The following is a 20,529-nucleotide window of genomic DNA, read 5'->3' as shown; positions in this document are numbered from 1 at the left end:
TAAAATTTTAACAGTTTAAAGCATTTACTACTTTTTATTTTTAAAAAGATGCATATTTTCTAATCTTGTTGTATAAATTAACCTCAATTCGATGTAACAAGTTAATACTAGACCTAGTATCATCTCTATTGTGGGTGATGTCACCCCTGCGTAGGCAGGGGTCTAAAGAAGTAGCAAGGATTAAGTGCTTAAACATTTTTAGATCCCTGCCTTCGCAGGGATGACATCAAGCGTGCAGAGAATAATAATTATTCTTACATCGAACTGAGGTTAAATTACAGTTTATCATCTATAAAAACAATATCCAATAATTCACTAGTGTAAATTGTAATAGATATCTTTCGAAACTTGCTTATGTTAGGGAATTTGCAAGAAATACTTTACTGCAAACCGCAGCGTACTCTAGTATACATGAGGATTCGGGTAGCGGATCATTGTCCAAATTACCAGCAGAAGTAGAATTATGCAAGAGGTATATTATTCATCCTTATATACTCCCCACAATACTGTTTTAGGTAGCCATCCAGTATAATTTTTGCAGCACACCTGACAATAATCTTGTTTGCATTTATTAAGTAGGCAACGGACATAATTACTTACTCTTGCAACAATTTTATGTTGATCATTAGCTACTCGAGTCAGAGCTACTAACTCGGGACTTACCACAATCACCGATCTTTTACCGGACAATACACTTGAATGTACCCAGCCTCCTTCTCCTTTTGTATCACGAATTTGCCTCCATTGTTCATATTCTGCAATAATTTCTACTGGTTCACCTTTTTTAACAAATACCCATTCTATAGGTGTATTTATCGAAGGACCAACTCTAGCATTTACCTCATTAGCCTTTATTGAGGCAAATCTAGGTATCGGTAATTTCTGATTATCAGCTTTTGTTAGTAAAGGTGTAATGGTCAAGATTATAATCAAAATATATGACTGTTGCTTTAGTAACTTGATTGCCATGGTTATTCTTAATCATTCTCTTCTAATTCACGCAAAGCATCATCTCGTTTAGCTATTACATAATTACCTGATCTAAATTGCCCTTTGATACGATTTATTTCATATTCACTAAGACCAATAAATTTTAAAATTGTTCCACCAAGCTGTAACCCCGTCTCATAATTTTCTGGTATGATTGTTGTTGCTCCAGCATCATAAAATTCTCTAGCCTTCTCTAGATTTTTTAATCTGACAATAACTTCAAGATCTGGAAAATGACTTGAAATTGTTCGAAGAGATTTTTTGATAGTAACACTATTATTCATTGTAAGTACTAGAGTTAAAATCCTTTCTGCTCCCACAGCTTTTAGCGTATCAATCTGTGATACATCTCCTTTAAAAACTGGAAATCCATTAGCTGTTTCTGCTTTTACAATCTCGTCATTAACATCTAGTGCTATATAATTGATTCCTTCAGCTTCCAGTACTAATGCTACCATTCTACCAACACTACCAAAACCGGCAATTATTATATGGTTTGTTAAATCTCTTGCTCCAAGTTCTATAATTTGTATTGGAGTCTTGCCAAGTTGTTTATCAAGTCTTTCAGCAAGTTTTTTTCCTAAAATTGCCAGTAATGGAGTTAGTGCCATAGTACATGTCACCACTAACAACAGAACATTAGCAGTACTCTCTCTAATAACTTGAGTTTCTTTACCAAGACCGAATAAGATAAAAGCAAATTCTCCACCTTGTGATAATAATAAACCTGCATGCAAGGCTACTCCTTTATTAAAACCAAATAAAATGCAAGAGGCGGCAATAATTAGCGTTTTTACTACAATCAAGGCAATAGAACAAGTTAGTATAGTTGATATTTGAGCGTATATTTCTTGAGCGTCAATATTCATTCCAACGCTCATAAAAAATAGTCCTAGCAATAAGCTTTTGAAAGGGTATATACTTTCTTCAGCTTGCAACCGAAATTCTGTTTCTGCAACCAAAACACCTGCAACAAAAGCTCCTAAAGCAAGTGATAAACCAAAATATTCCGTGGCCCAAGCTGCAGATAGAACTACCAATAAAGTCATGGAAATTGGTAGCTCGTTTATATCACCATTGTCTGATGAAATTAACCCAAATAAAGGTCTTAGTAATACTCTACCTGCAACAAATATTGCAAATAGCGCTATGATAGCCTTAAGCAAAGCTGTTCCTAGAGCTATCGCTAACGAATCTTTACTATCGCTAGCAAACAGTGGTACCATAACTAGCAATGGCACAACTGCTAAATCTTGTAATAACAAGATAGCTAGGGATATACGACCTAGTTGAGTTGATTGGCTACGACTTTCCTCAATAACTTGCATAACAAGGGCAGTTGAGGATAAAGCAAGACCACCTCCAATAATAATGGCAGCACTACTATTACCGCTAATTAATACAACAACGGCAGCAATTACTATAGCTGTAGTTAACACTTGTAGTGAGCCAAGACCAAATACATACCGCCTCATTACCTTTAATCTTTCAAAAGATAATTCTAAACCTATAGCAAAAAGTAAAAAAACTACTCCTAATTCTCCTAGTAATTTTGTTTGATCATATGTTACAATCTTAAATCCATGGTCTCCAATTACTGCTCCTGCAATTAAATAACCCAAAACAGGGCTTAGATTAAGGCGTTTAAGTATTGCTACAACAAATACAGCTGTTCCTATTAAAATTATAATATTGATAAGAATATGCTCTTCCATTTACACCTTTTCCCCAGAAGTATTAATACATTATTTTTTAAATACACTAAGTAGTTTTCAGTAAAAAATCTAATATTTTTAATTTATTTTTTGCTCCACATCTCTTCCAACTTAAAATACTCTCTAGTTTCTGGATAGAAAATATTAATTAATACATTTCCAGCATCTATTAATACCCATTCAGATGTTCCAAGCCCTTCAATATTAGTATCGATATTAGCTTGATGTTTTAACTCTAAAGCTAAATATTCAGCAATTGCTCCAACATTTTTAGTTGAACGCCCGCTTGCAAAAATAATATATTCAGCTAATGTAGTTTTTTGTCTTATATCTATTACTAGTATATCTTCTGCTTTTTTTTCTTCTAAACATTTAACCATAAACTCTTTCAATAGTTCGGTATTTTCTATCATAATTATCTCCAATTGCTAAAGTAATCTGAGGTTATACTCGATGAAAATCAACAATTGCGTTGTCGTTGTCCAAGACCTGCGGTACTCACGTACTAGTGTACGCTGCGCTCCTCGGCTTGGACACTCCTAGCACTTGTTGATTTTGATCTTCGTCTACCAACTCTTCATTTATGAGCAGTATACCATACTATTTCACGCCAATTCGGGATAAGAATTAACTAATTCTTATCCCGAATTGGGGTATTTTTCTCCCTTATTTGCCAACACCCAACTACTATCCAAATAATCATTACCATACTTATGCAAATATTCCTGATATTTACCTTTAAAATCAGTGATAGTTCGGTGGGATAGAGCAATAATCCTTGTGGCTATGTTGCTAGCAAAATCTCGATCATGAGTTACTAATATTAGAGTTCCTTGGTAGTTAATTAGAGCTTTTTTTAACATATCCTTAGATTCAATATCTAAGTGATTAGTTGGCTCATCTAGTACCAATATGTTACTTTCTTCCAATATAATTTTTGCTAGTAATAAACGTGCTCCTTCCCCTCCACTTAAATTTAGAATATTCTTGCTTACTTCATCTTTACTGAATAATAATTGACCTAGTACACTACGTAGCACATTATCACTTTCAGTAGGTATTTGGTTGGATAACCAATCAATAACACTCATACTTTCATTTAGCAATTCATGATGATCCTGAGCAAAATAGGAAATTTGAGTTTCATATCCCCATTCATAACTTCCTAAATCTGCAAGTGTTTTATCAAGAAGAATTTTTAATAAAGTGGATTTACCAATACCATTTGGGCCAATAATAACAATTTTTTCCGCACGCGAGACAGTAAAATTCACATTATTTAATATTTTTTTATCCTCGTAGCTTTTAGAAATACCCTGAACTTTTAACGCTAATTTTCCAGATGGCCTTTTTTGCTTAAAATTAAAATATGGGCTAACACGTGAACTTTTTTGGATATCAGGTAATTCCATTTTTTCTATTTGTTTTTCTCGGGATGCAGCCTGTCTAGCTCTAGTGGCCAACGCTCTAAACCGGTCAACGAAACTCTGCATAGTAGCAATTTTTTTCTCTAAATGAGAGAATTCTTTAAGTTTTTGTTCGGTAACCAACTGTTTATCACGAACAAAAATATCATAATTACCAGTATAAGTCTTGATAGTACCATAATCTATATCAAGAATATGTGTAGAAATATTATTAAGAAAAGCAAGATCGTGTGAAATAAATACCAAAGCACCTTTGAATTTCTGTTTTAGATAATTTTCTAGCCAATAAATTGAGACTATATCAAGATGGTTTGTTGGTTCATCAAGTAACAATATATCAGGATTATTGAATAAACTTTGTGCCAATAACACCCTAAGTTTATAACCCCCGGATAAAACGGATAAAGGCTGATAATGATATTTTTCTTGTATTCCTAAACCAAGCAGTAACTCAACTGCAAAAATTTCTGATATATATCCATCATTGTCAGCTATAATTTCTTCCAACTCACCTAAGCGATAACCGATTTCCTCATCACATTGATCATTACATTGAGATTTTTCTAGTAATTCTTCCTTTTCTTGCAAAGCTTGCCATAATTCATTCCTACCAGCAATAACAGTGTTAATAATTGAAGTATTTTCATAAAGAAACTGGTCTTGTTTCAAGCAACCAACACGAGCATTCTTAAGTATATTGACTTCACCAATACTTGCTTCCTCTTCTTTGATTAAAACTTTAAAAAAAGTAGATTTACCAGCACCATTTGCTCCAACAAGCCCATACCTATTACCTTTCTTAATATGCAGGCTTACATCAGTAAATAATATTTTTGCACCATAGCTCATGGCTAAATTAGTTGTAATAATCATAAAGTATTATCAGGTAATATTGTCCCATTTTTTAATCGCAGCTTAACTTGCTTAAGTGATCTTGGGCTTGCATCAATCACTTCAAGTTCAACCTGTTGCTCAATATCAATTTTAGTACCAACCAAAGGCACATTACCTACTTTTGCTAAGACTAGGCCACCAATTGTATCGAATTCATCATCTTGGAGTTTTAGTTTCACACCAAGAGCTAATTCGAGATCCTCAACTTTCACTCGAGCATTTGATAAAATTGTATTATTATTGATAATTCTGAAACTATCATTATCTGATTTCTTATCAGGCTCATCATCTATTCTACCAACTATCTCCTCCATAATATCTTCCATGGTTACAATACCGTCAGTTCCACCATATTCATCCACAACTATCGAGATCTGCACACGATCTCTTCGCATTTTTGCTAGTAAATCTATCAATTTCATTGAAGGAGCAGAGATGATAGGTTTACGAATTATTTTTTTTAGCTGCAACTCTTGATTTGTAATAAGTTGCTTAGTAACAAGGATCTTGAACAAGTCTTTTATATGAATAAAGCCAACTATATTATCCAAAGTTTCATCATAAACTAATGTTCTAGTATTAGGTATTTTGCTATTAAGCATTTGGCTTAACTCATCTATACTGGCAGTTAATTTTACTGCCTTAATATCAGATCTAGGGATCATTACATCTTCTACAGTTTTATGACCAAATTTCAGAAGATTCATAAAAATCTTTTTTTCTTCTAACGTCATTTTTTTACTGTTAGATTTTAGCTTTTTAATTACATCATAAAAATTATCCTCTAGCTTCTCTTTGGAAAACAGCCGAGAGAAAAAAGATTTAAGAGCAACAATTTTTGAAGGATTTTTCAGCATAGCCCTTTTAGAATTAATAGATGTAAGGTTTTCTTTTTTCGAAGAAGTGGACAGAACCTAATATGGGGAGGCAATAGCAAAACCCTTTAATATCTCTATTTCTAAATTTTCCATAATATCTGCTTCCTCGTCATCTTGGTGATCGAAGCCAAGTAAATGTAAAATACTATGTACCAAAAGATGGATAAAATGATCCCCAAAGGCTTTATTTTGACTTATAGCTTCGCTTTGAATTATTTCATAGCCAAAAGCTATGTCCCCCAAATACATATAATGTACATTAGGAGTAAATTCAAGTAAATGCCGAAAGTCTAATTCTATATCAGGAAATGATAGTACATTTGTAGCTTTTGCTTTGCCACGAAATTGGCTATTCAAATTTAACATTTCATTATTATTAGTCAGTAATATTGCTAACTCAAACTCTGCAACTCCCTTAAAATTCTTATATTTACTTAGTATAGCACCAATAACCTTCTTCACTAATAGTTTATTGATAAATTTTTGATTTTTCCAATCTTGACAAGTTCGAATAATCTCTACATTGATTTTCATGATATAGTTTCTTGGCTGAAAATGCTCAATAATATTATATAACAATATCTTGCAGATAATACCAAAAATTTTTCTTAGTGGTAGCATTAGTTTGTGGTATCTTGTTAAATAGTTTATAATAATTACTATTAACTAGTTAACCTCAAGTATCGATGTAACAAGTTACATTGTTAAGCATCAACTGCGAACGATGTCACCCCTACGAAAGCAGGGGGCTAAAGAAATAGCCTAATAGGACAGTTGATCATTTTTAAGATATATACTTTAGCAGGACATCGAGACTATTAATATAGATGTCTTACATCGAACTCAGGTTAGTTAAGCAATTACAATATATTTATGATAAAAATAGGCAATATTCAGCTACCTCATCCGGTGATATTAGCTCCAATGTCTGGTGTTACTGATCTACCATTTAGAAAGTTAGTGAAAAAATTTGGTGCAGGACTTGTCGTTTCTGAAATGGTAGCAAGTAGAGCGATGATTATTGAAACAAGACAATCTTTGCAAAGATGTGCGATTATTGGGGACGATGCTACTGGTTCATGTGTACAGATTGCTGGGTGCGAACCTGATATAATAGCAGAATCAGCTAGAATGAATGAGGATATGGGGGCAAAGATTATTGATTTAAACTTTGGTTGTCCAGCTAAGAAAGTAGTAGGAGGATATTCTGGTTCAGCTTTAATGAGAGATGAGAAATTAGCTGCAAAAATTTTAGAAACTACGGTAAAATCTGTCAAAATCCCAGTAACTTTAAAAATGCGGACTGGTTGGGATGATCAAACTAAAAATGCTCCAAATTTAGCAAAAATAGCCTATGATGTTGGAGTGCAAATGATCACTATTCATGGCAGAACAAGATGCCAGTTTTATTCAGGTCAAGCAGATTGGGAGTTTATAAGGCAAGTTAAAGATGTGGTGAGGATTCCAGTTATCGCTAATGGAGATATTACTTCTTTGTCTAAAGCCAAGGAATGCTTACAAAAATCAGGTGCTGATGGCATAATGGTTGGTCGGGGAGTATATGGTAGACCATGGTTTATTTCTCAAATAGCACATTATCTTAAAACTGGAGAAGAACTCCCGCCACCTTCAATAGCAGAGCAGCTAGAAATAATACTGAGTCATTATGATGCTATGTTAGAGTATTATGGAAATGATACAGGTGTTCAGCTAGCTAGAAAACATATAGGTTGGTATAGTAGTGGTTTAGCAAACTCAGCTGAATTTAGAGGAGGGGTTAATATGATGACTGATCCAATTCAGGTTAAAGAAAAGATCATGGAATTTTATGGAAATTCTTTTAACATCGTGACCCCAAAACTCTAGCTATCTGATAGGACTAACTTCCCTAGGACGGCTATTGTTCCTAATAGCAGGAGGAGATGTAGTAGGACGAGATGGATAGGTATTCATCGATTTTCTAATGGTATTAACTTTTTGCTTGGCTTTTTCAAGATCCATTGTTTTTGCATGAGCTTGGCGTAATGTTGTTCCTATGTTTTTAGATTCTTCAGTGGTAAGAATTGCCTCGCCTTTTGCCATTTTAATTAAATTATCCACAACGAAAGCCCCACAATCTTTATCATTTTGTTGTTGCTCAGTGTGTAAATCTACTATTTTAGCATCAGGACAAACTTTTTTAACCATATCTACTAAATCCACTCTTGTGTCTATATCTGTTCCCATAGGATCATTATAGGTAAACACTATACCTCCCTCGTTGTCTTTAGTGATTGCTAAACTAACCCAATGTTCGTGTCCAGTGTTAAGGGGTATAATAACCGCTTCCTTGTTATCTACTATTAAATCACTATACACAGCTTTATAAAGAGTTTCCTTTAATAAACTTTCTTCTCCTATAGAAGCATGAGTAATAATAGAAACCTTTGTTTGATCTACAGACGCTTTTAATACATTGCCAATATCATCTTCGTCATATAAATAATCTAGTTTAGTTAATTTGCTACCCTCAGGCAATGAATGTTCTACCTCATTTTGTCTAGTTGATACCCCCCTTTCATCTGCCACTTGCTGAAGGGTATTGGTAATTCTTTTAGCATTTTCTTGTTTATACTCATTTAAATTCTCTTGCATATCCTTAATAGTTAAGCTGTTAATGCCAGGAACAGCTTCCCTTTGCTTAACTTCAGCAACAATATCAGCCCTTTTCCCATGACCTTGAGCTAATGGGATACAGCCATTAGTTAAATTTTCGACCGAGCCTCCTTGAGTTATAGTATATTTAGCCTGTTTGGCAATATTCTGAAGTCTCAATGGATCAGATAGGTCAAAATATATATCAACAGGGTTTATTTCTGCTATATTAAGATCTTTTTGGAATTGTTGAGATAATTGTGATATATAATTTTCTAGTTTTTTAGCTCCACCAATTTTATCTTTTAAAATTTCCTCAACTTCTAGCTTAATACCTAATTGTTGGTTTTGGTCGTTGATACCAAATTTGGTCGCAATAATACTAGCCATATCATCTACAGATGAAGGATTGCTGGCTACTATAACTCTAGTATTTTTTCCTAGTTCTTTTGCAGCAAACATAACCTCAGTCAATCTTTCTTTATTAGGCAATTTCCCTGACACTAATATGTTAGGAGGTCTTTTTAGAATTTCCGACTCTATTAAATTGCTAACTTGCATAGATTGGATGTGCGAAGTTTTTTCTTGTACTACATGCTTTTCAGCCACAGCCCTAATTTGGTCGTTAGCATTGGCAAAAAACACGTGATTGGCCTGTGCAAGAAGAGGTGGCCAGTAGTTATAATATGGCAAAGTTTGATTATATGCATTATAATTACCAAAGGTAAAACAAGTTTGAACACCTGATTTTTTTAATGCTGCTAAATCATTTGTATCAATTATAGGTTTTTCCATGTTTGAATTATATTGAATATTAAGTATAGGCGTTTCTCCTTGTTTAACTTCATGCAATATTTCACTTATTATATTATCCTTATTTAGTTTGCCATTTTGAATGTTATATTTAAGTTCCCTAGTTGGTATGTTTAAGTCAAAATTAGCCACTATAATATTCTGCTGAGTCTCTTGACCTACATGACCATTAATATTAAATAACCTTACCTTATTTTCTTTTTTACCTGTTTTTGCCATACGTACTCCAAAGTCATCATATCTAATGACTATCATCTTAAACGAAAAAACAAGTCTATACAAATCAATTATATATCTAAACCAGTATTGATAAATTGTGCAGCCTCATTGTATTTTAAGTTAAATTTTACAGATATAGTTGCATAATAATCTCACCCCCTTTAATAATATACTATATATAAGCCTGCACTAATATATTATTTAATTGGTAGAGGGATGGTTAGGTGGTAATAGTAATTGCCTATGGAAATAATTAGGTAAAAATAATGCATTGGAATGATGTTGACGAAATTGCTATAAGTTTAGAAAAAAATTATTCCGATGAGGATATATCTGAATTAACACTAAAAGATCTTGAGGACTTAATAAAATCATTGAGTGATTTTGATGACCACGAAATTGAGACAAATAAAGAAGTGTTAAAAGAAATTCTCGAGGCTTGGAAAGAGATTAAAGATAGTAATTTTGAAGATTAATTATATACTCTTCTGCTTTGAAGAAGAGCTATCACAAATACTTGCGGAGAATGTATACTCGGTGAACTTCAAGAATTGGCGTCGTCGTGTCTAAAGATCTCCGCTGCTCACGTACTAATGTACGCTCCGCTGCTCGACTTTGACACTCCTAGCTCTTCTTGAAGTTGACCTTCGTCTACCAACTATTCATTTACGAGCAGTATACGTAACTTGTACCTCATGTAGTTCATCTATAGCTAGCCTAAAGAAGGTTTTAGCCATAATCATAGTTGATCATCGTTTTTGGTTAAGAGGCTTAAATAACCTCAAGTATTGATGTAAGACATCGGTTTAATAGCCTAGGGTGTTATCCCTGTTCCTTCGGATGTCACCCCTGCGTAGGCAGGGGGCTAAAAATGTTCAACAGTACTTTGATCTACTTTTTTTAGATACCAGCTTTCGCTGGGATGACATAATGGCAAGCGGGGGTGACATAATGACGGCAGGGGTGACATCACCCCTAATGGCGATGATTACTTGAGCCTACTATTAATTTATTACATCAATACTTGAGGTTATAATAGATAGAACCTTCTTTAGGTTAGCTATAGAATCTAAATAATTTACAGAAATAACTTGATTTTTTTGGGAAGATAGGGCATTATCTGCGTTAAATTGAAAGAAGGGGCGTTTAGCTCAGTTGGTAGAGCATCCCGTTTACACCGGGACGGTCGGCAGTTCGAGTCTGTCATCGCCCACCATATATCCCTCAGGTTTCAGGGGGTTTATCACTTCAATAAAAAATCTGTATTCCCCTCATATGATATTTTTTCACTAAAGTTGCCGGAATACGACCCCCAAAAAACGCTCTCTTTAACTAGTTTTTTGAGGAAGGAATTATTACAAAAGTGTTAAAATGTACACCTAGTCCTCTCACCCCTTGTTTGTTACCCCCGTCATGTTAGATATTTATTATATAGTTTTTATTTTTAACGTTTTTGATATATACCTAGTAATATTGGTTCTTGGAAGATAATAATTTTATGATAAGAAAAGTAATTATATTTACTGTCATTGCTATTTCGTTGTTAGTATGTACTATATTAGTTGCGGTGAACTTTGTTGATTATAGTTCCGCCAGTAATAGTCTTGTTAATGAATTAAAAATTTCTCCTCAGAATTTAAAAAAAATAAAAATAATTAAATTTCCCATACCTTATTTGATTATTGATCACATAAAAGAGGAAGGGAAATTAGAATTAGAAAATATAGAAATTCGCTTTGTCCCATGGTCATTATTAATTTTCAGACCAAGAATTAGTGCTGTAACTATATATAGTGCCACAATATATTCAGATGAACAAGATTTTGACATTATAAACCATGATAGGCTAGTTAGTTCATTTATAACAAATGATATAATGGATATAAATTTTAATGTTAAAAATCTGAGTATTCTAAATAAAAATAACCAACCTATTCTTACTTTAAATAATTGCTCTTTATTTAAAAATAACTCTATTGCTAATAGCACTTCATTCAAAGGGGATGGAGGATATGTAGGAAAATTATCTGGGTTTTTTGAAAAAAAGGTCAACCAAATAAATCTCGATCTTACTATCTCTAATGATGATTATAATTTTCATTTGCTAGAAACCTATATAGACTCTAAACTAATAAATGGCAAAGCAGAATATTTAATACAAAATTTAGCTGATATATTACATATTCTAGTGCCAGATTTAGATTCTTTATTTAGAAGATTTAATCAGAATGAAAAGATAAATATAAAATTTGATATCTTACCTACTGGGCAACTGCTCAAGCTAGAAAATGTAACCATAGACTCTAATTCGCTTGTAGGTAATGGAGGGGTATATTTGAGCAGAAATGACAATGTTACTAGTATAATAAAATTATATTTTCCTAAAATAGACGTAAAATCACTTATCACTTCATCAAACAATATTAACCAATTTAGTGATTCAGTTTTTGGATTAAGACTTATCTTTGATAATAAATCAATCATAACGAATGTTTTAGTTGACCAAATAATATTAGGTAACGATGAGATATTAAATAATACTAAACTTTCATTTAATTTAGATAAAGGGGTATTAGTGGTCAATGATTTTTCTGGTATAATAAAATCCGGAGGAAATTTTCAATTGATAGGTAATGTAACCCAAAACTCAGTACGAAGTATATTTGATGGCACAATTTACTTGCAACATAATGACCTTAATTCTGTGTTGAATACTTTAGGTTACAAACAAGCAGTGAGTAAGAAACCTACAGCTTTTATTTTATCTTCAGATTTAAAACTAACCTTAATAGATGTCTATTTACAAAACCTTATGCTAAAAACTGACAACACTAAAGTTACAGGTAATATTACTGCTAGATTTATTGGTTCTATGCCGCATTTTATAGCGACCCTTGACTTTTCCTCGATTGATTTAAATAGAGACGATTACCCGATAATCTCACCAATGATCAAATTTGCTAAAAGTTTGTCAGAGAATATGAAAGATGAATCATACTTAGCTAAATATATTCCCATTAGGACAGCTGATTATTTAGGTAATTTTGATATTACTATAAATGATCTGCTTATAGGAAAGAATTCATTTGGCAAAGCATATATCTTAGCAAATGTCTCACCAGGTAATATTGGAATTAGTAATCTTGATATAAGAAGCAGTAGTGATTACATCAATCTTAGTGCTAGTTTGTTAGCAAGTAACATTAAACCGCAATTAACAGTTACAATAAATGAGGGCTCTCTTAATGTTAACTTTTTAACCCCTAAATCTTTACTTAATCTGCGAAATAACTTATTGAATGAATTTGACGTAGAAAAAATAGAGTTAAAATTAAATTGTGCATTATCAAAAATAATTCAGAATGATCTAGTATTACAAAATGTTAAACTTGCTTTAGCAAATAATAATGCTTTATTTAAGATTGATAACCTTGAAGCAAATCTACTTTCTGGTAAATTAAAAGCAGAAGGTAATATTTTATTAAATCCATATACTCTGAACTTTGTTTATGCACTTAATTCTATTGATTTAGCTCAATTATCTAATATTTTGCCAAGAGGATTACTAGACAATTACGGTGGAATGAGCATAAATGGAACACTTGCTACTCATGGCAATAGTTTAAAAGAATTATTGTATGAGCTTAACACTCAATCAGAGTTTGTAGTAAAAAATGCCAAGATTAGTAACTTCTCTGTTGATTCATTGATAGAAAAAATTAATAATAAAGACTATAATCTAAAGTATTTAAAAGATGATTTAGCAAAATCTATGTATCAAGGGCAAACTGAATTGAATAGTTTGCGTGGTAATCTTCAGTTAAAAAATGGAATAGTTACAATGAAAAACTTAGTATTTAATACAAAATATACTAGCGGAGCTGCATCATTAGCTATAAATATATATAATTTAGATATGGTATTATCTTCAATATTATCTTTCTATATAGCAGACTTAAATCCTAATCTAAATAATTCTAGTAATCAAAATACACCTATAAATCTTACAATAAAAACCTCAGGCACTATATTAGATCCCATAAAAACGTCAGACGAGACTGAATTGAGAAAGGCTTTAGAGAACAGAAGGAAATCCACAATTAAAGGAGAATAAATGTTATTATTAAGAATTTTAAAAGATTATAGACTGTTCGAAATATTGGTTCTTGGGGCAATTAGTGGCATGCCACTAGCTATATTATTCACTAGCTTAGTTGCTTGGCTTAAAGATTCTAATATTGATATTGCAATTATTACCACTTTTGCCGTTGCAAGACTATCCTATTCGCTAAAAGTTTTTTGGTCTCCTTTGGTAGATTATTTTAAGATACCATTATTAAAGAAATTTGGTCATAGAAAAAGTTGGCTGATACTTTGTACTATACTAATATCTTTAGTACTATTCAGTATGAGTACAGTTTTACCTAATGAATCATTAACTTTACTATATTTTCTTACTATCTGCCTTGGTTTCTTGTCAGCAACATTTGATATTAGTGTTGATGCGCTTAGGATAGATAAATTTGATCAGGAAACCCAAGCTATAGCGAGTGCTACGGCAGTATTAGGCTATAGACTTGGCATGCTGATTACTGGAGCTGGGGCTTTGTATTTTGCTGAAGCCACAAGTGATTGGTCAGCTACATTTGTGGCTATGAGTATAATTTTTGTTGTAGCAACAATTTTTATAATTACTGTCAATGAACCTACATTATTACGAGAAAATGTTGATATTTTATCTTTATTATCACTAACAAAAATAGTAATTAACCCTTTTAAGGACTTTTTTGTTAGGAAATATGCCGTTACTATTTTACTAGCAGTAATATTTTTTAAATTAGGTGATGCTATGCTTGGTGTAGTATCTATGCCATTTTATATGGAACTTGGTTATACAAAGGGACAGATAGCACTGATTATTAAATTTTATGGGGTACTAGCTACACTTGCTGGGTCTTTTGCTGGTGGAATAGTTGTATACCGACTTGGAAATTTTAAAGGGCTGATTATAACGGGAATTATACAAAGTATCACGCATTTCGCATTTATTTGGTTGAATCATCAACCAGTAAGTTCTGAAGCTTTCTGCATTGCTATTACTATAGAGAACTTTGCTGGAGCTATGGGTACTACTGCACTTGTTGGATATATTAGCAACCTTTGCAACAAACAATATTCTGCATCGCAATATGCTTTACTCAGTAGTAGTAGTAGTTTGTTTAATAACACAGTCACCGTTTCTGGTGGTAGCCTAGTAAAAATGTTGGGTTGGGATAATTTTTTTATCTTAACAATAATTTTAGCCTTGCCAGGACTTATAATATTGTTCTATCTTAATAAAAAGATTTCTAAAAGGTAAAATTATGTTAATACGATTATTGCTATTTTTTACTTGCGTAATAACATTCAGTACAAACCTACGACCTGTTTATGCTGCAAAAAAGCTTGTGTCTTCGCCACCTCAGACAAGTCTTGTCGTAGATTACAATACTGGTAGGATACTGTACGATAAAAATTCTACTACTAGAATATATCCGGCTTCATTGACAAAATTAATGACCTTGTATTTGTTATTTGAAGCAGTAGAATCTGGCAGGTTATCAATGAATCAAAGATTATATGTTTCAAAAAACGCAGAGAAAATGTTACCATGCAAATTAGGGCTTAAAGAAAAAGAAACTATTACTGTAAGAGAAGCTATTTTAGGTCTAATTATTAGATCAGCAAACGATGCAGCTGTGGTAGTAGCTGAAAATATTAAAGGTACTGAAGAAAAATTTGCTCAGTTGATGAATATTCGTGCTAGACATCTTGGTATGAAAGATACTGATTTTAAAAACGCTTCTGGATGGCATCACCCTTGTCAGAAAACTACGGCCCGAGATCTTGCTAAACTATCTATAGCTATTAAGCGAGATTTCCCTAAATATTATGCTTTCTTCTCTAGAAACAACTTTGTTTTTAGAGGCAATATTGTACGAGGACATAATAAAGTAAATGAAACTTATGCAGGAGTTGAAGGGTTGAAAACTGGTTATAATATTCCAGCCGGCTATAACTTGATTACTGCAGCAACTAGACAAAATAAATCTTTGGTTGCTATTGTTACTGGTGGTAAATCTGCTGAGTCTAGAAATATGCAAATGGTAAAACTATTAGATAGCCATTTTGACCAGCCTAGAAATGATAAGACTATGGTTAATAAATTGATAGTCAAGACAACAGTACCATCAAGAACATATGGTAAGAAAACAAAATCAACTAAAGTTGCTACAAATCTTAAAGTAAGAAACAGAAAAAGACTATAGAAGTATTATGAAAAATGTTGCTGTAGTTATTTCAGGTTGTGGATATTTAGATGGGGCTGAAATCTTTGAGACAGTTTTTACATTATTGGAACTTGATAAGCATAATGTAAATGTAAAAATTTTTGCTCCTAATAAAAATCAACATTATGTGATTAACCATCTAACTCAAGAAAAAATGTTAGAGGAACGTAATATATTGGCTGAATCAGCACGCATTGCTCGTGGTAAAATCCAACCATTAAATCAAATACGTGCTGAAGATTTTGATGCTTTAATATTACCGGGTGGGTTTGGTGCTGCACTAAATTTGTCTGATATAGGACTCAAAAATGAAAATGCTACAGTACTAAAAGATTTACAGGAAATAATAGTAGGCTTTTATAATTTATCAAAACCAATTGGAGCTATATGTATTGCTCCTGCTTTACTTGCTATAGTCTTAAGAAATCATACAAAAATTAAGGTTACTCTTGGAGAATCAAATGATCTGATAAATAAGCTAGGAGCAACAGGAGAAACTTGTAATGCTCAAGATATAGTCGTGGACGAAGATAATAGATTGGTTACTACTCCTGCTTTTATGTTAGATGCTCCTTTAGCACAAATACATAAAGGTATTAAGGGTTTAGTAATTAAAGTGCTGCAAATGTGTGCTAATATCTGAGATTTAAGCTATTTTATAAAAGATAATTGGTATTAAATAAGGAAGATATAGGCCAATATGAATAGATTAATACAAGCAGATGGGGTGCATCCTCAAACTCGTTTAACTAGAGAACAAAAAGAGGCTGTCGGATTACTTTCAATTGGTACATTTCTAGAATATTTTGATCTGATGCTCTATATACATATGGCAGGAATTCTTAATGAGCTTTTTTTCCCGAAATATGATCCCCATGCAGCACAATTACTTTCAGCCTTTGCTTTTTGTGGCACATATTTATTAAGACCTATTGGGGCATTAATTTTTGGATGGATTGGTGATACTATAGGACGTAAAGTAACTGTTATTATTACCACTTTTATGATGGCATTTTCTTGTATTATTATTGCTAGTTTGCCAACTTATGCTGAAATAGGTATTACTGCTGCTGTAGTTGTATCAATATGTCGTATTATACAAGGCATGACTTCCATGGGAGAAATAATAGGGGCAGAATTATATTTGACTGAAACTATAAAACGTCCACAACAATATATGTCTGTAACAGTAATAAGTTTTTTTTCTGTATTAGGGGGAACCTTTGCTTTGGGCGTTGCATTTATTTCTAGCTCTTACAACTTCAATTGGCGTTATGCTTTTTGTTTTGGTGCATTGGTTGCGTTAATTGGTTCAGTAGCTAGAACAACTTTACGAGAAACACCAGAATTTGCTGACGCAAAACGATGAATGAAAATGATTTTTGCAGATATTAATGAGAATTCTAGTATATTGGAAAAGAATCCTATTTGGACAGAGAAAGTTAATAAAGTAACAGCTTTATCTTTGTTTTTAATATTCTGTGCTTGGCCAGTATGTTTTTATTTAACATTTATTCATTGCGGAGAGATTCTTAGAAATAATTTTGGTTATACGGTTGAACAAGTTATTTATCAAAATTTCTTTGTTTCAATAGTAGAAATGTTAGGGATTTTATCATTGGTATATTTATGTTATTACGTGTACCCCCTAATGATTTTAAAAATTAGAATGGTAATTTTTTGGGTTCTTATTCTGATTTGCCCATACTTATTGAGTCATGCTAGAACAGCTTTTGATATTTTTCTGTTCCAAGTATTTATTCTGTTGTTTATACCTAGTTTAGCTCCAGCCCGTTCAATTTTATTTACATATTTCCCTGTTTTTCAACGCTTCACATATGTTAGTTCTTTATTTGCTATATCTCATACTATTATGTATATTATCACATCTTTTGGGCTTATTTATTTAACAAAATATTTAGGTAATTATGGATTACAGATTATTATAATTCCAGTCATGATAGGATATAGCTTTGGCATATTTCATTTTGAAAAATTAGAGAAAATAACTGGAAACTATCCGAAAAAGAAAAAATGGTTTCTCTTAATGAATTAGGTGGTGTCTATTAAAGAAGATTTAATTTTTGTTGGTGTAGTATCATCCGTACACGGAGTGCAGGGTAATGTTTACGTCAAATCTTTTACTATGCCAAATACTAATATAATTAAAATGAATTTGGTGGATGAATTAGGAAAAAAAATTATCCTTAAACTCATTAGTCAAAATTCTAAAGGTGATATAATATGTAGATTTAACGAAATTAATAGTAGGACATTAGCTGCAGGGTTAAAGGGATGTAAGCTTTTTTGTCATAGGCGTGATTTCCCTTCATTAAGTGAAGATGAATTTTATATTGAAGACTTAAGAGGCTTACTGGTACTAGATACTAATTTGGTGGCTATAGGAAAAATTACAAATGTTTTTAATTTTAAAGCAGGCGATATCATTGAAATCGAGTTTATCAGCAATAAAAAAGTAGAATTATTTCCTTTTAACAAGCAATTTTTCCCAGTAGTGACGAAAGAGCATGCTATTTTAGCAAAGATTTGACTATAGCAATTAGTCCTCATTACGTCGTTCTGATCTCTTTCGGTCATTAGGGTTTAATACTGCCTTACGAAGCCGGATTGATTTAGGAGTAACTTCTACTCTTTCGTCATTTTGGATATAGCTGATAGATTGTTCTAATGTCATAATGACTGGTGGGATAAGACGCATAGCTTCATCTTTGCCAGAAGCTCTGACATTTGATAATTGTTTGGCTTTCAGAGGATTTACCTCTAGGTCATTATCCCGATTATGTTCTCCTATAATCATTCCCTGATATACTAGTTCATTAGGGTTTATAAACATTTTTCCACGATCTTCAAGATTCCATAGAGCATAGGCAACAGATTCACCATCTCCATTAGAAATTAACACTCCATTACGTCTCCCTTCAATAATCCCTTTATATGAGCCATAACTATGAAAAACACGGTTCATAACACCTGTACCTCGAGTTTCGGTTAGAAACTGACCGTGGTAACCAATAAGACCGCGTGATGGTCCTAAAAATGTGACTCTAGTTTTACCGCCACCAGATGGACGCATATCAGTCATTTCTGCTTTACGTATTGCCAAGGATTTAACAACAACTCCAACAAAATCATCATCAACATCAACTTGGATTTCTTCAATTGGTTCTAATCTTTTTCCCTGTTCATCCTCTTTGAATAATACACGTGGTCTGCTGATTGATAGTTCAAAACCTTCACGTCGCATAGTTTCAATTAATATTCCTAATTGTAACTCACCACGACCTGCAACTTGAAAAGCATCTTTTTCTTCAGTTTGACTGACATGTATTGCCACATTACTTTCGATCTCTCGCATCAATCTATCACCTAAAAATCTTGATGTAAGCTTTGATCCTTCCCGTCCAGCAAGAGGAGAGTCATTTACTCCAAATGTCATAGATAATGTTGGTGGATCTATAGGTAAGGAAGGGAGTGCTAGCATTATTTCAGGGTCACAGATAGTATCAGCTACCGTAGCGTTCTGAATTCCAGCAATAGCAATGATATCCCCTGCATATGCTACATCGACAGCTACGCGTTCCAATCCTCGGAATGACAGTATTTTACTTATTCTAGCATTTTCAATTACCATATTATCGCGATTAAGTACTTTAACATTTTGGTTAATCTTAACCGTACCGCTCTGCACTAGACCGGTAAATACACGACCAAAATATGAGTTATATTCTCTAGTAGTAACAAGCATAGAAAAGGGAAGGCTGCTATCAGCAACAGGAGCAGGTACATGAGATACTATCAAATTAAAAAGAGGAGAAAGGTCTTTTTGCTCATCTTCTAGATGGAGCGATGCCCAACCGCTACGTCCCGAAGCGTAGATAATTGGGAAATCTAGTTGTTCATTAGTTGCCTCTAATGCCATAAATAATTCAAATACTTCATCAACTACTTCACTTACTCTTCTATCAGGACGGTCGATTTTATTGATAACAACAATTGGTTTCAAACCAAGTTTTAGAGCTTTTGACAGCACAAATTTTGTCTGAGGCATTGTACCTTCAGAAGAATCAACTAGTAATACAACTCCATCTACCATAGTAAGAATGCGTTCTACCTCACCACCAAAATCAGCGTGACCAGGAGTATCAACTATATTGATACGGATATTTTCCCACATAAGGGAGGTACATTTGGCTAAAATAGTTATACCACGTTCGCGTTCAAGGTCATTTGAATCCATAGCACGTTCTGCTACTGCTTGGTTTTCTCGGAAAGTCCCACTTTGCTTAAGCATACTATCAACTAGAGTGGTTTTACCATGATCAACGTGGGCGATAATGGCAATATTGCGAATAGCAGACATCAAAAACCTTTAATATATTTTTTAGATGTGCATTATAGAGCAAAATATATCAAATTGGAATAGAGTTCTTGTGTTATAGTGAATTCAGTTGAATTAGCAACAACGTTGCTTCTCGCTTGCTAGAATTCTTGGATTGGATTCACAATTTACGTGAATTCGGGATAAGAATTTGCCAATTCTTATCCCGAATTGGGGTAATTTACAAACTCTAGGAGCTAAATCACCGGAAAAAGCTAAAAAGATAGTAGA

At 33.0% G+C, this 20,529-nt stretch carries 17 protein-coding genes and 1 tRNA gene; 10 read left to right on the top strand and 8 right to left on the bottom strand.

What is annotated here, in order from left to right:
- Window positions 1-477: 477 nt before the first annotated feature.
- From AB3211_RS01665 to ybeY, 6 genes are all read right to left on the bottom strand, one after another.
- Window positions 478-969 (bottom strand): SH3 domain-containing protein, encoded by a 492-nt coding sequence (locus AB3211_RS01665; protein ID WP_341754094.1) that lies wholly within the window; start codon window positions 967-969, stop codon window positions 478-480.
- A gap of 8 nt (window positions 970-977) precedes the next feature.
- Window positions 978-2,705, bottom strand: coding sequence for a cation:proton antiporter (locus AB3211_RS01660; RefSeq protein ID WP_367364456.1), 1,728 nt, complete (start codon window positions 2,703-2,705; stop codon window positions 978-980).
- Window positions 2,706-2,788: 83 nt separating this feature from the next.
- Window positions 2,789-3,118: a ribosome silencing factor gene (gene rsfS, locus AB3211_RS01655; RefSeq protein WP_367364455.1), complete on the bottom strand. Its 330-nt coding sequence runs from the start codon at window positions 3,116-3,118 to the stop codon at window positions 2,789-2,791.
- A gap of 225 nt (window positions 3,119-3,343) precedes the next feature.
- Window positions 3,344-5,005, bottom strand: a complete 1,662-nt coding sequence (locus AB3211_RS01650) for an ABC-F family ATP-binding cassette domain-containing protein (protein WP_367364454.1) — start codon at window positions 5,003-5,005, stop codon at window positions 3,344-3,346.
- On the bottom strand, window positions 5,002-5,883 hold the full coding sequence (locus AB3211_RS01645; RefSeq protein ID WP_367364453.1) for a transporter associated domain-containing protein: 882 nt from the start codon (window positions 5,881-5,883) through the stop codon (window positions 5,002-5,004). Before AB3211_RS01645 ends, AB3211_RS01650 begins: the two co-directional genes overlap by 4 nt.
- Window positions 5,884-5,940: 57 nt before the next feature.
- Entirely contained in the window at window positions 5,941-6,438 is a 498-nt protein-coding gene (ybeY, locus tag AB3211_RS01640; RefSeq protein WP_341754099.1) for an rRNA maturation RNase YbeY, read from the bottom strand.
- 339 nt (window positions 6,439-6,777) lie between these two features.
- On the opposite strand from ybeY, the gene dusB reads away from it, so the two are divergent.
- The gene (gene dusB / locus AB3211_RS01635; protein WP_367364452.1) at window positions 6,778-7,770 is read left to right on the top strand and encodes a tRNA dihydrouridine synthase DusB; all 993 of its coding nucleotides are present in this window, start codon (window positions 6,778-6,780) and stop codon (window positions 7,768-7,770) included.
- Here the strand turns inward: dusB and AB3211_RS01630 are convergent, their stop codons facing one another.
- Window positions 7,771-9,570 (bottom strand): Ulp1 family isopeptidase, encoded by a 1,800-nt coding sequence (locus AB3211_RS01630; protein WP_367364451.1) that lies wholly within the window; start codon window positions 9,568-9,570, stop codon window positions 7,771-7,773. It abuts the gene before it with no gap.
- Window positions 9,571-9,836: 266 nt separating this feature from the next.
- On the opposite strand from AB3211_RS01630, the gene iscX reads away from it, so the two are divergent.
- The 9 genes from iscX to rimM all read left to right on the top strand — a co-directional run bounded on the left by iscX (window position 9,837) and on the right by rimM (window position 18,450).
- Window positions 9,837-10,046 (top strand): Fe-S cluster assembly protein IscX, encoded by a 210-nt coding sequence (iscX, locus tag AB3211_RS01625; protein WP_341757756.1) that lies wholly within the window; start codon window positions 9,837-9,839, stop codon window positions 10,044-10,046.
- Window positions 10,047-10,710: 664 nt separating this feature from the next.
- Window positions 10,711-10,786 (top strand) — tRNA-Val (locus AB3211_RS01620).
- A 282-nt stretch (window positions 10,787-11,068) separates the two neighbouring features.
- A complete protein-coding gene (locus AB3211_RS01615; RefSeq protein WP_367364450.1) occupies window positions 11,069-13,684 on the top strand; it encodes an AsmA-like C-terminal region-containing protein in 2,616 nt (871 codons plus the stop codon).
- Window positions 13,685-14,929, top strand: coding sequence for an AmpG family muropeptide MFS transporter (locus tag AB3211_RS01610; protein ID WP_367364449.1), 1,245 nt, complete (start codon window positions 13,685-13,687; stop codon window positions 14,927-14,929).
- Window positions 14,930-14,933: 4 nt separating this feature from the next.
- Window positions 14,934-15,878, top strand: a complete 945-nt coding sequence (locus AB3211_RS01605; RefSeq protein WP_367364448.1) for a D-alanyl-D-alanine carboxypeptidase family protein — start codon at window positions 14,934-14,936, stop codon at window positions 15,876-15,878.
- A 7-nt stretch (window positions 15,879-15,885) separates the two neighbouring features.
- Entirely contained in the window at window positions 15,886-16,542 is a 657-nt protein-coding gene (gene elbB / locus AB3211_RS01600) for an isoprenoid biosynthesis glyoxalase ElbB (RefSeq protein ID WP_367364447.1), read from the top strand.
- 57 nt (window positions 16,543-16,599) lie between these two features.
- A complete protein-coding gene (locus AB3211_RS01595) occupies window positions 16,600-17,268 on the top strand; it encodes an MFS transporter (RefSeq protein ID WP_367364446.1) in 669 nt (222 codons plus the stop codon).
- Between the two features lie 6 nt (window positions 17,269-17,274).
- Entirely contained in the window at window positions 17,275-17,955 is a 681-nt protein-coding gene (locus tag AB3211_RS01590) for a hypothetical protein (RefSeq protein WP_367364445.1), read from the top strand.
- Between the two features lie 3 nt (window positions 17,956-17,958).
- On the top strand, window positions 17,959-18,450 hold the full coding sequence (gene rimM, locus AB3211_RS01585; RefSeq protein ID WP_367364444.1) for a ribosome maturation factor RimM: 492 nt from the start codon (window positions 17,959-17,961) through the stop codon (window positions 18,448-18,450).
- 9 nt (window positions 18,451-18,459) lie between these two features.
- On the opposite strand, the gene typA is transcribed toward rimM, so the two are convergent.
- Window positions 18,460-20,280 (bottom strand): translational GTPase TypA, encoded by a 1,821-nt coding sequence (gene typA, locus AB3211_RS01580; RefSeq protein ID WP_367364443.1) that lies wholly within the window; start codon window positions 20,278-20,280, stop codon window positions 18,460-18,462.
- Between the last annotated feature and the right edge of the window lie 249 nt (window positions 20,281-20,529).

This window comes from Candidatus Tisiphia endosymbiont of Nedyus quadrimaculatus (genome assembly GCF_964059235.1).
Taxonomy (GTDB): Bacteria; Pseudomonadota; Alphaproteobacteria; order Rickettsiales; family Rickettsiaceae; genus Tisiphia.
The sequence above is the reverse complement of the archived record's forward strand: the minus strand, read 5'-3'. Positions and strand labels throughout refer to the sequence as shown.

What these genes read in the sequence shown, in the direction of transcription:
- AB3211_RS01645 (WP_367364453.1), bottom strand. Translation starts at nt 5,883, where the DNA reads ATGCTGAAAAATCCTTCAAAAATTGTTGCTCTTAAATCTTTTTTCTCT.
- elbB (WP_367364447.1), top strand. Translation starts at nt 15,886, where the DNA reads ATGAAAAATGTTGCTGTAGTTATTTCAGGTTGTGGATATTTAGATGGG.
- typA (WP_367364443.1), bottom strand. Translation starts at nt 20,280, where the DNA reads ATGTCTGCTATTCGCAATATTGCCATTATCGCCCACGTTGATCATGGT.
- AB3211_RS01650 (WP_367364454.1), bottom strand. Translation starts at nt 5,005, where the DNA reads ATGATTATTACAACTAATTTAGCCATGAGCTATGGTGCAAAAATATTA.
- AB3211_RS01615 (WP_367364450.1), top strand. Translation starts at nt 11,069, where the DNA reads ATGATAAGAAAAGTAATTATATTTACTGTCATTGCTATTTCGTTGTTA.
- AB3211_RS01605 (WP_367364448.1), top strand. Translation starts at nt 14,934, where the DNA reads ATGTTAATACGATTATTGCTATTTTTTACTTGCGTAATAACATTCAGT.
- dusB (WP_367364452.1), top strand. Translation starts at nt 6,778, where the DNA reads ATGATAAAAATAGGCAATATTCAGCTACCTCATCCGGTGATATTAGCT.
- AB3211_RS01595 (WP_367364446.1), top strand. Translation starts at nt 16,600, where the DNA reads ATGAATAGATTAATACAAGCAGATGGGGTGCATCCTCAAACTCGTTTA.
- AB3211_RS01610 (WP_367364449.1), top strand. Translation starts at nt 13,685, where the DNA reads ATGTTATTATTAAGAATTTTAAAAGATTATAGACTGTTCGAAATATTG.
- AB3211_RS01590 (WP_367364445.1), top strand. Translation starts at nt 17,275, where the DNA reads ATGATTTTTGCAGATATTAATGAGAATTCTAGTATATTGGAAAAGAAT.
- AB3211_RS01630 (WP_367364451.1), bottom strand. Translation starts at nt 9,570, where the DNA reads ATGGCAAAAACAGGTAAAAAAGAAAATAAGGTAAGGTTATTTAATATT.
- ybeY (WP_341754099.1), bottom strand. Translation starts at nt 6,438, where the DNA reads ATGAAAATCAATGTAGAGATTATTCGAACTTGTCAAGATTGGAAAAAT.
- rsfS (WP_367364455.1), bottom strand. Translation starts at nt 3,118, where the DNA reads ATGATAGAAAATACCGAACTATTGAAAGAGTTTATGGTTAAATGTTTA.
- AB3211_RS01665 (WP_341754094.1), bottom strand. Translation starts at nt 969, where the DNA reads ATGGCAATCAAGTTACTAAAGCAACAGTCATATATTTTGATTATAATC.
- iscX (WP_341757756.1), top strand. Translation starts at nt 9,837, where the DNA reads ATGCATTGGAATGATGTTGACGAAATTGCTATAAGTTTAGAAAAAAAT.
- AB3211_RS01660 (WP_367364456.1), bottom strand. Translation starts at nt 2,705, where the DNA reads ATGGAAGAGCATATTCTTATCAATATTATAATTTTAATAGGAACAGCT.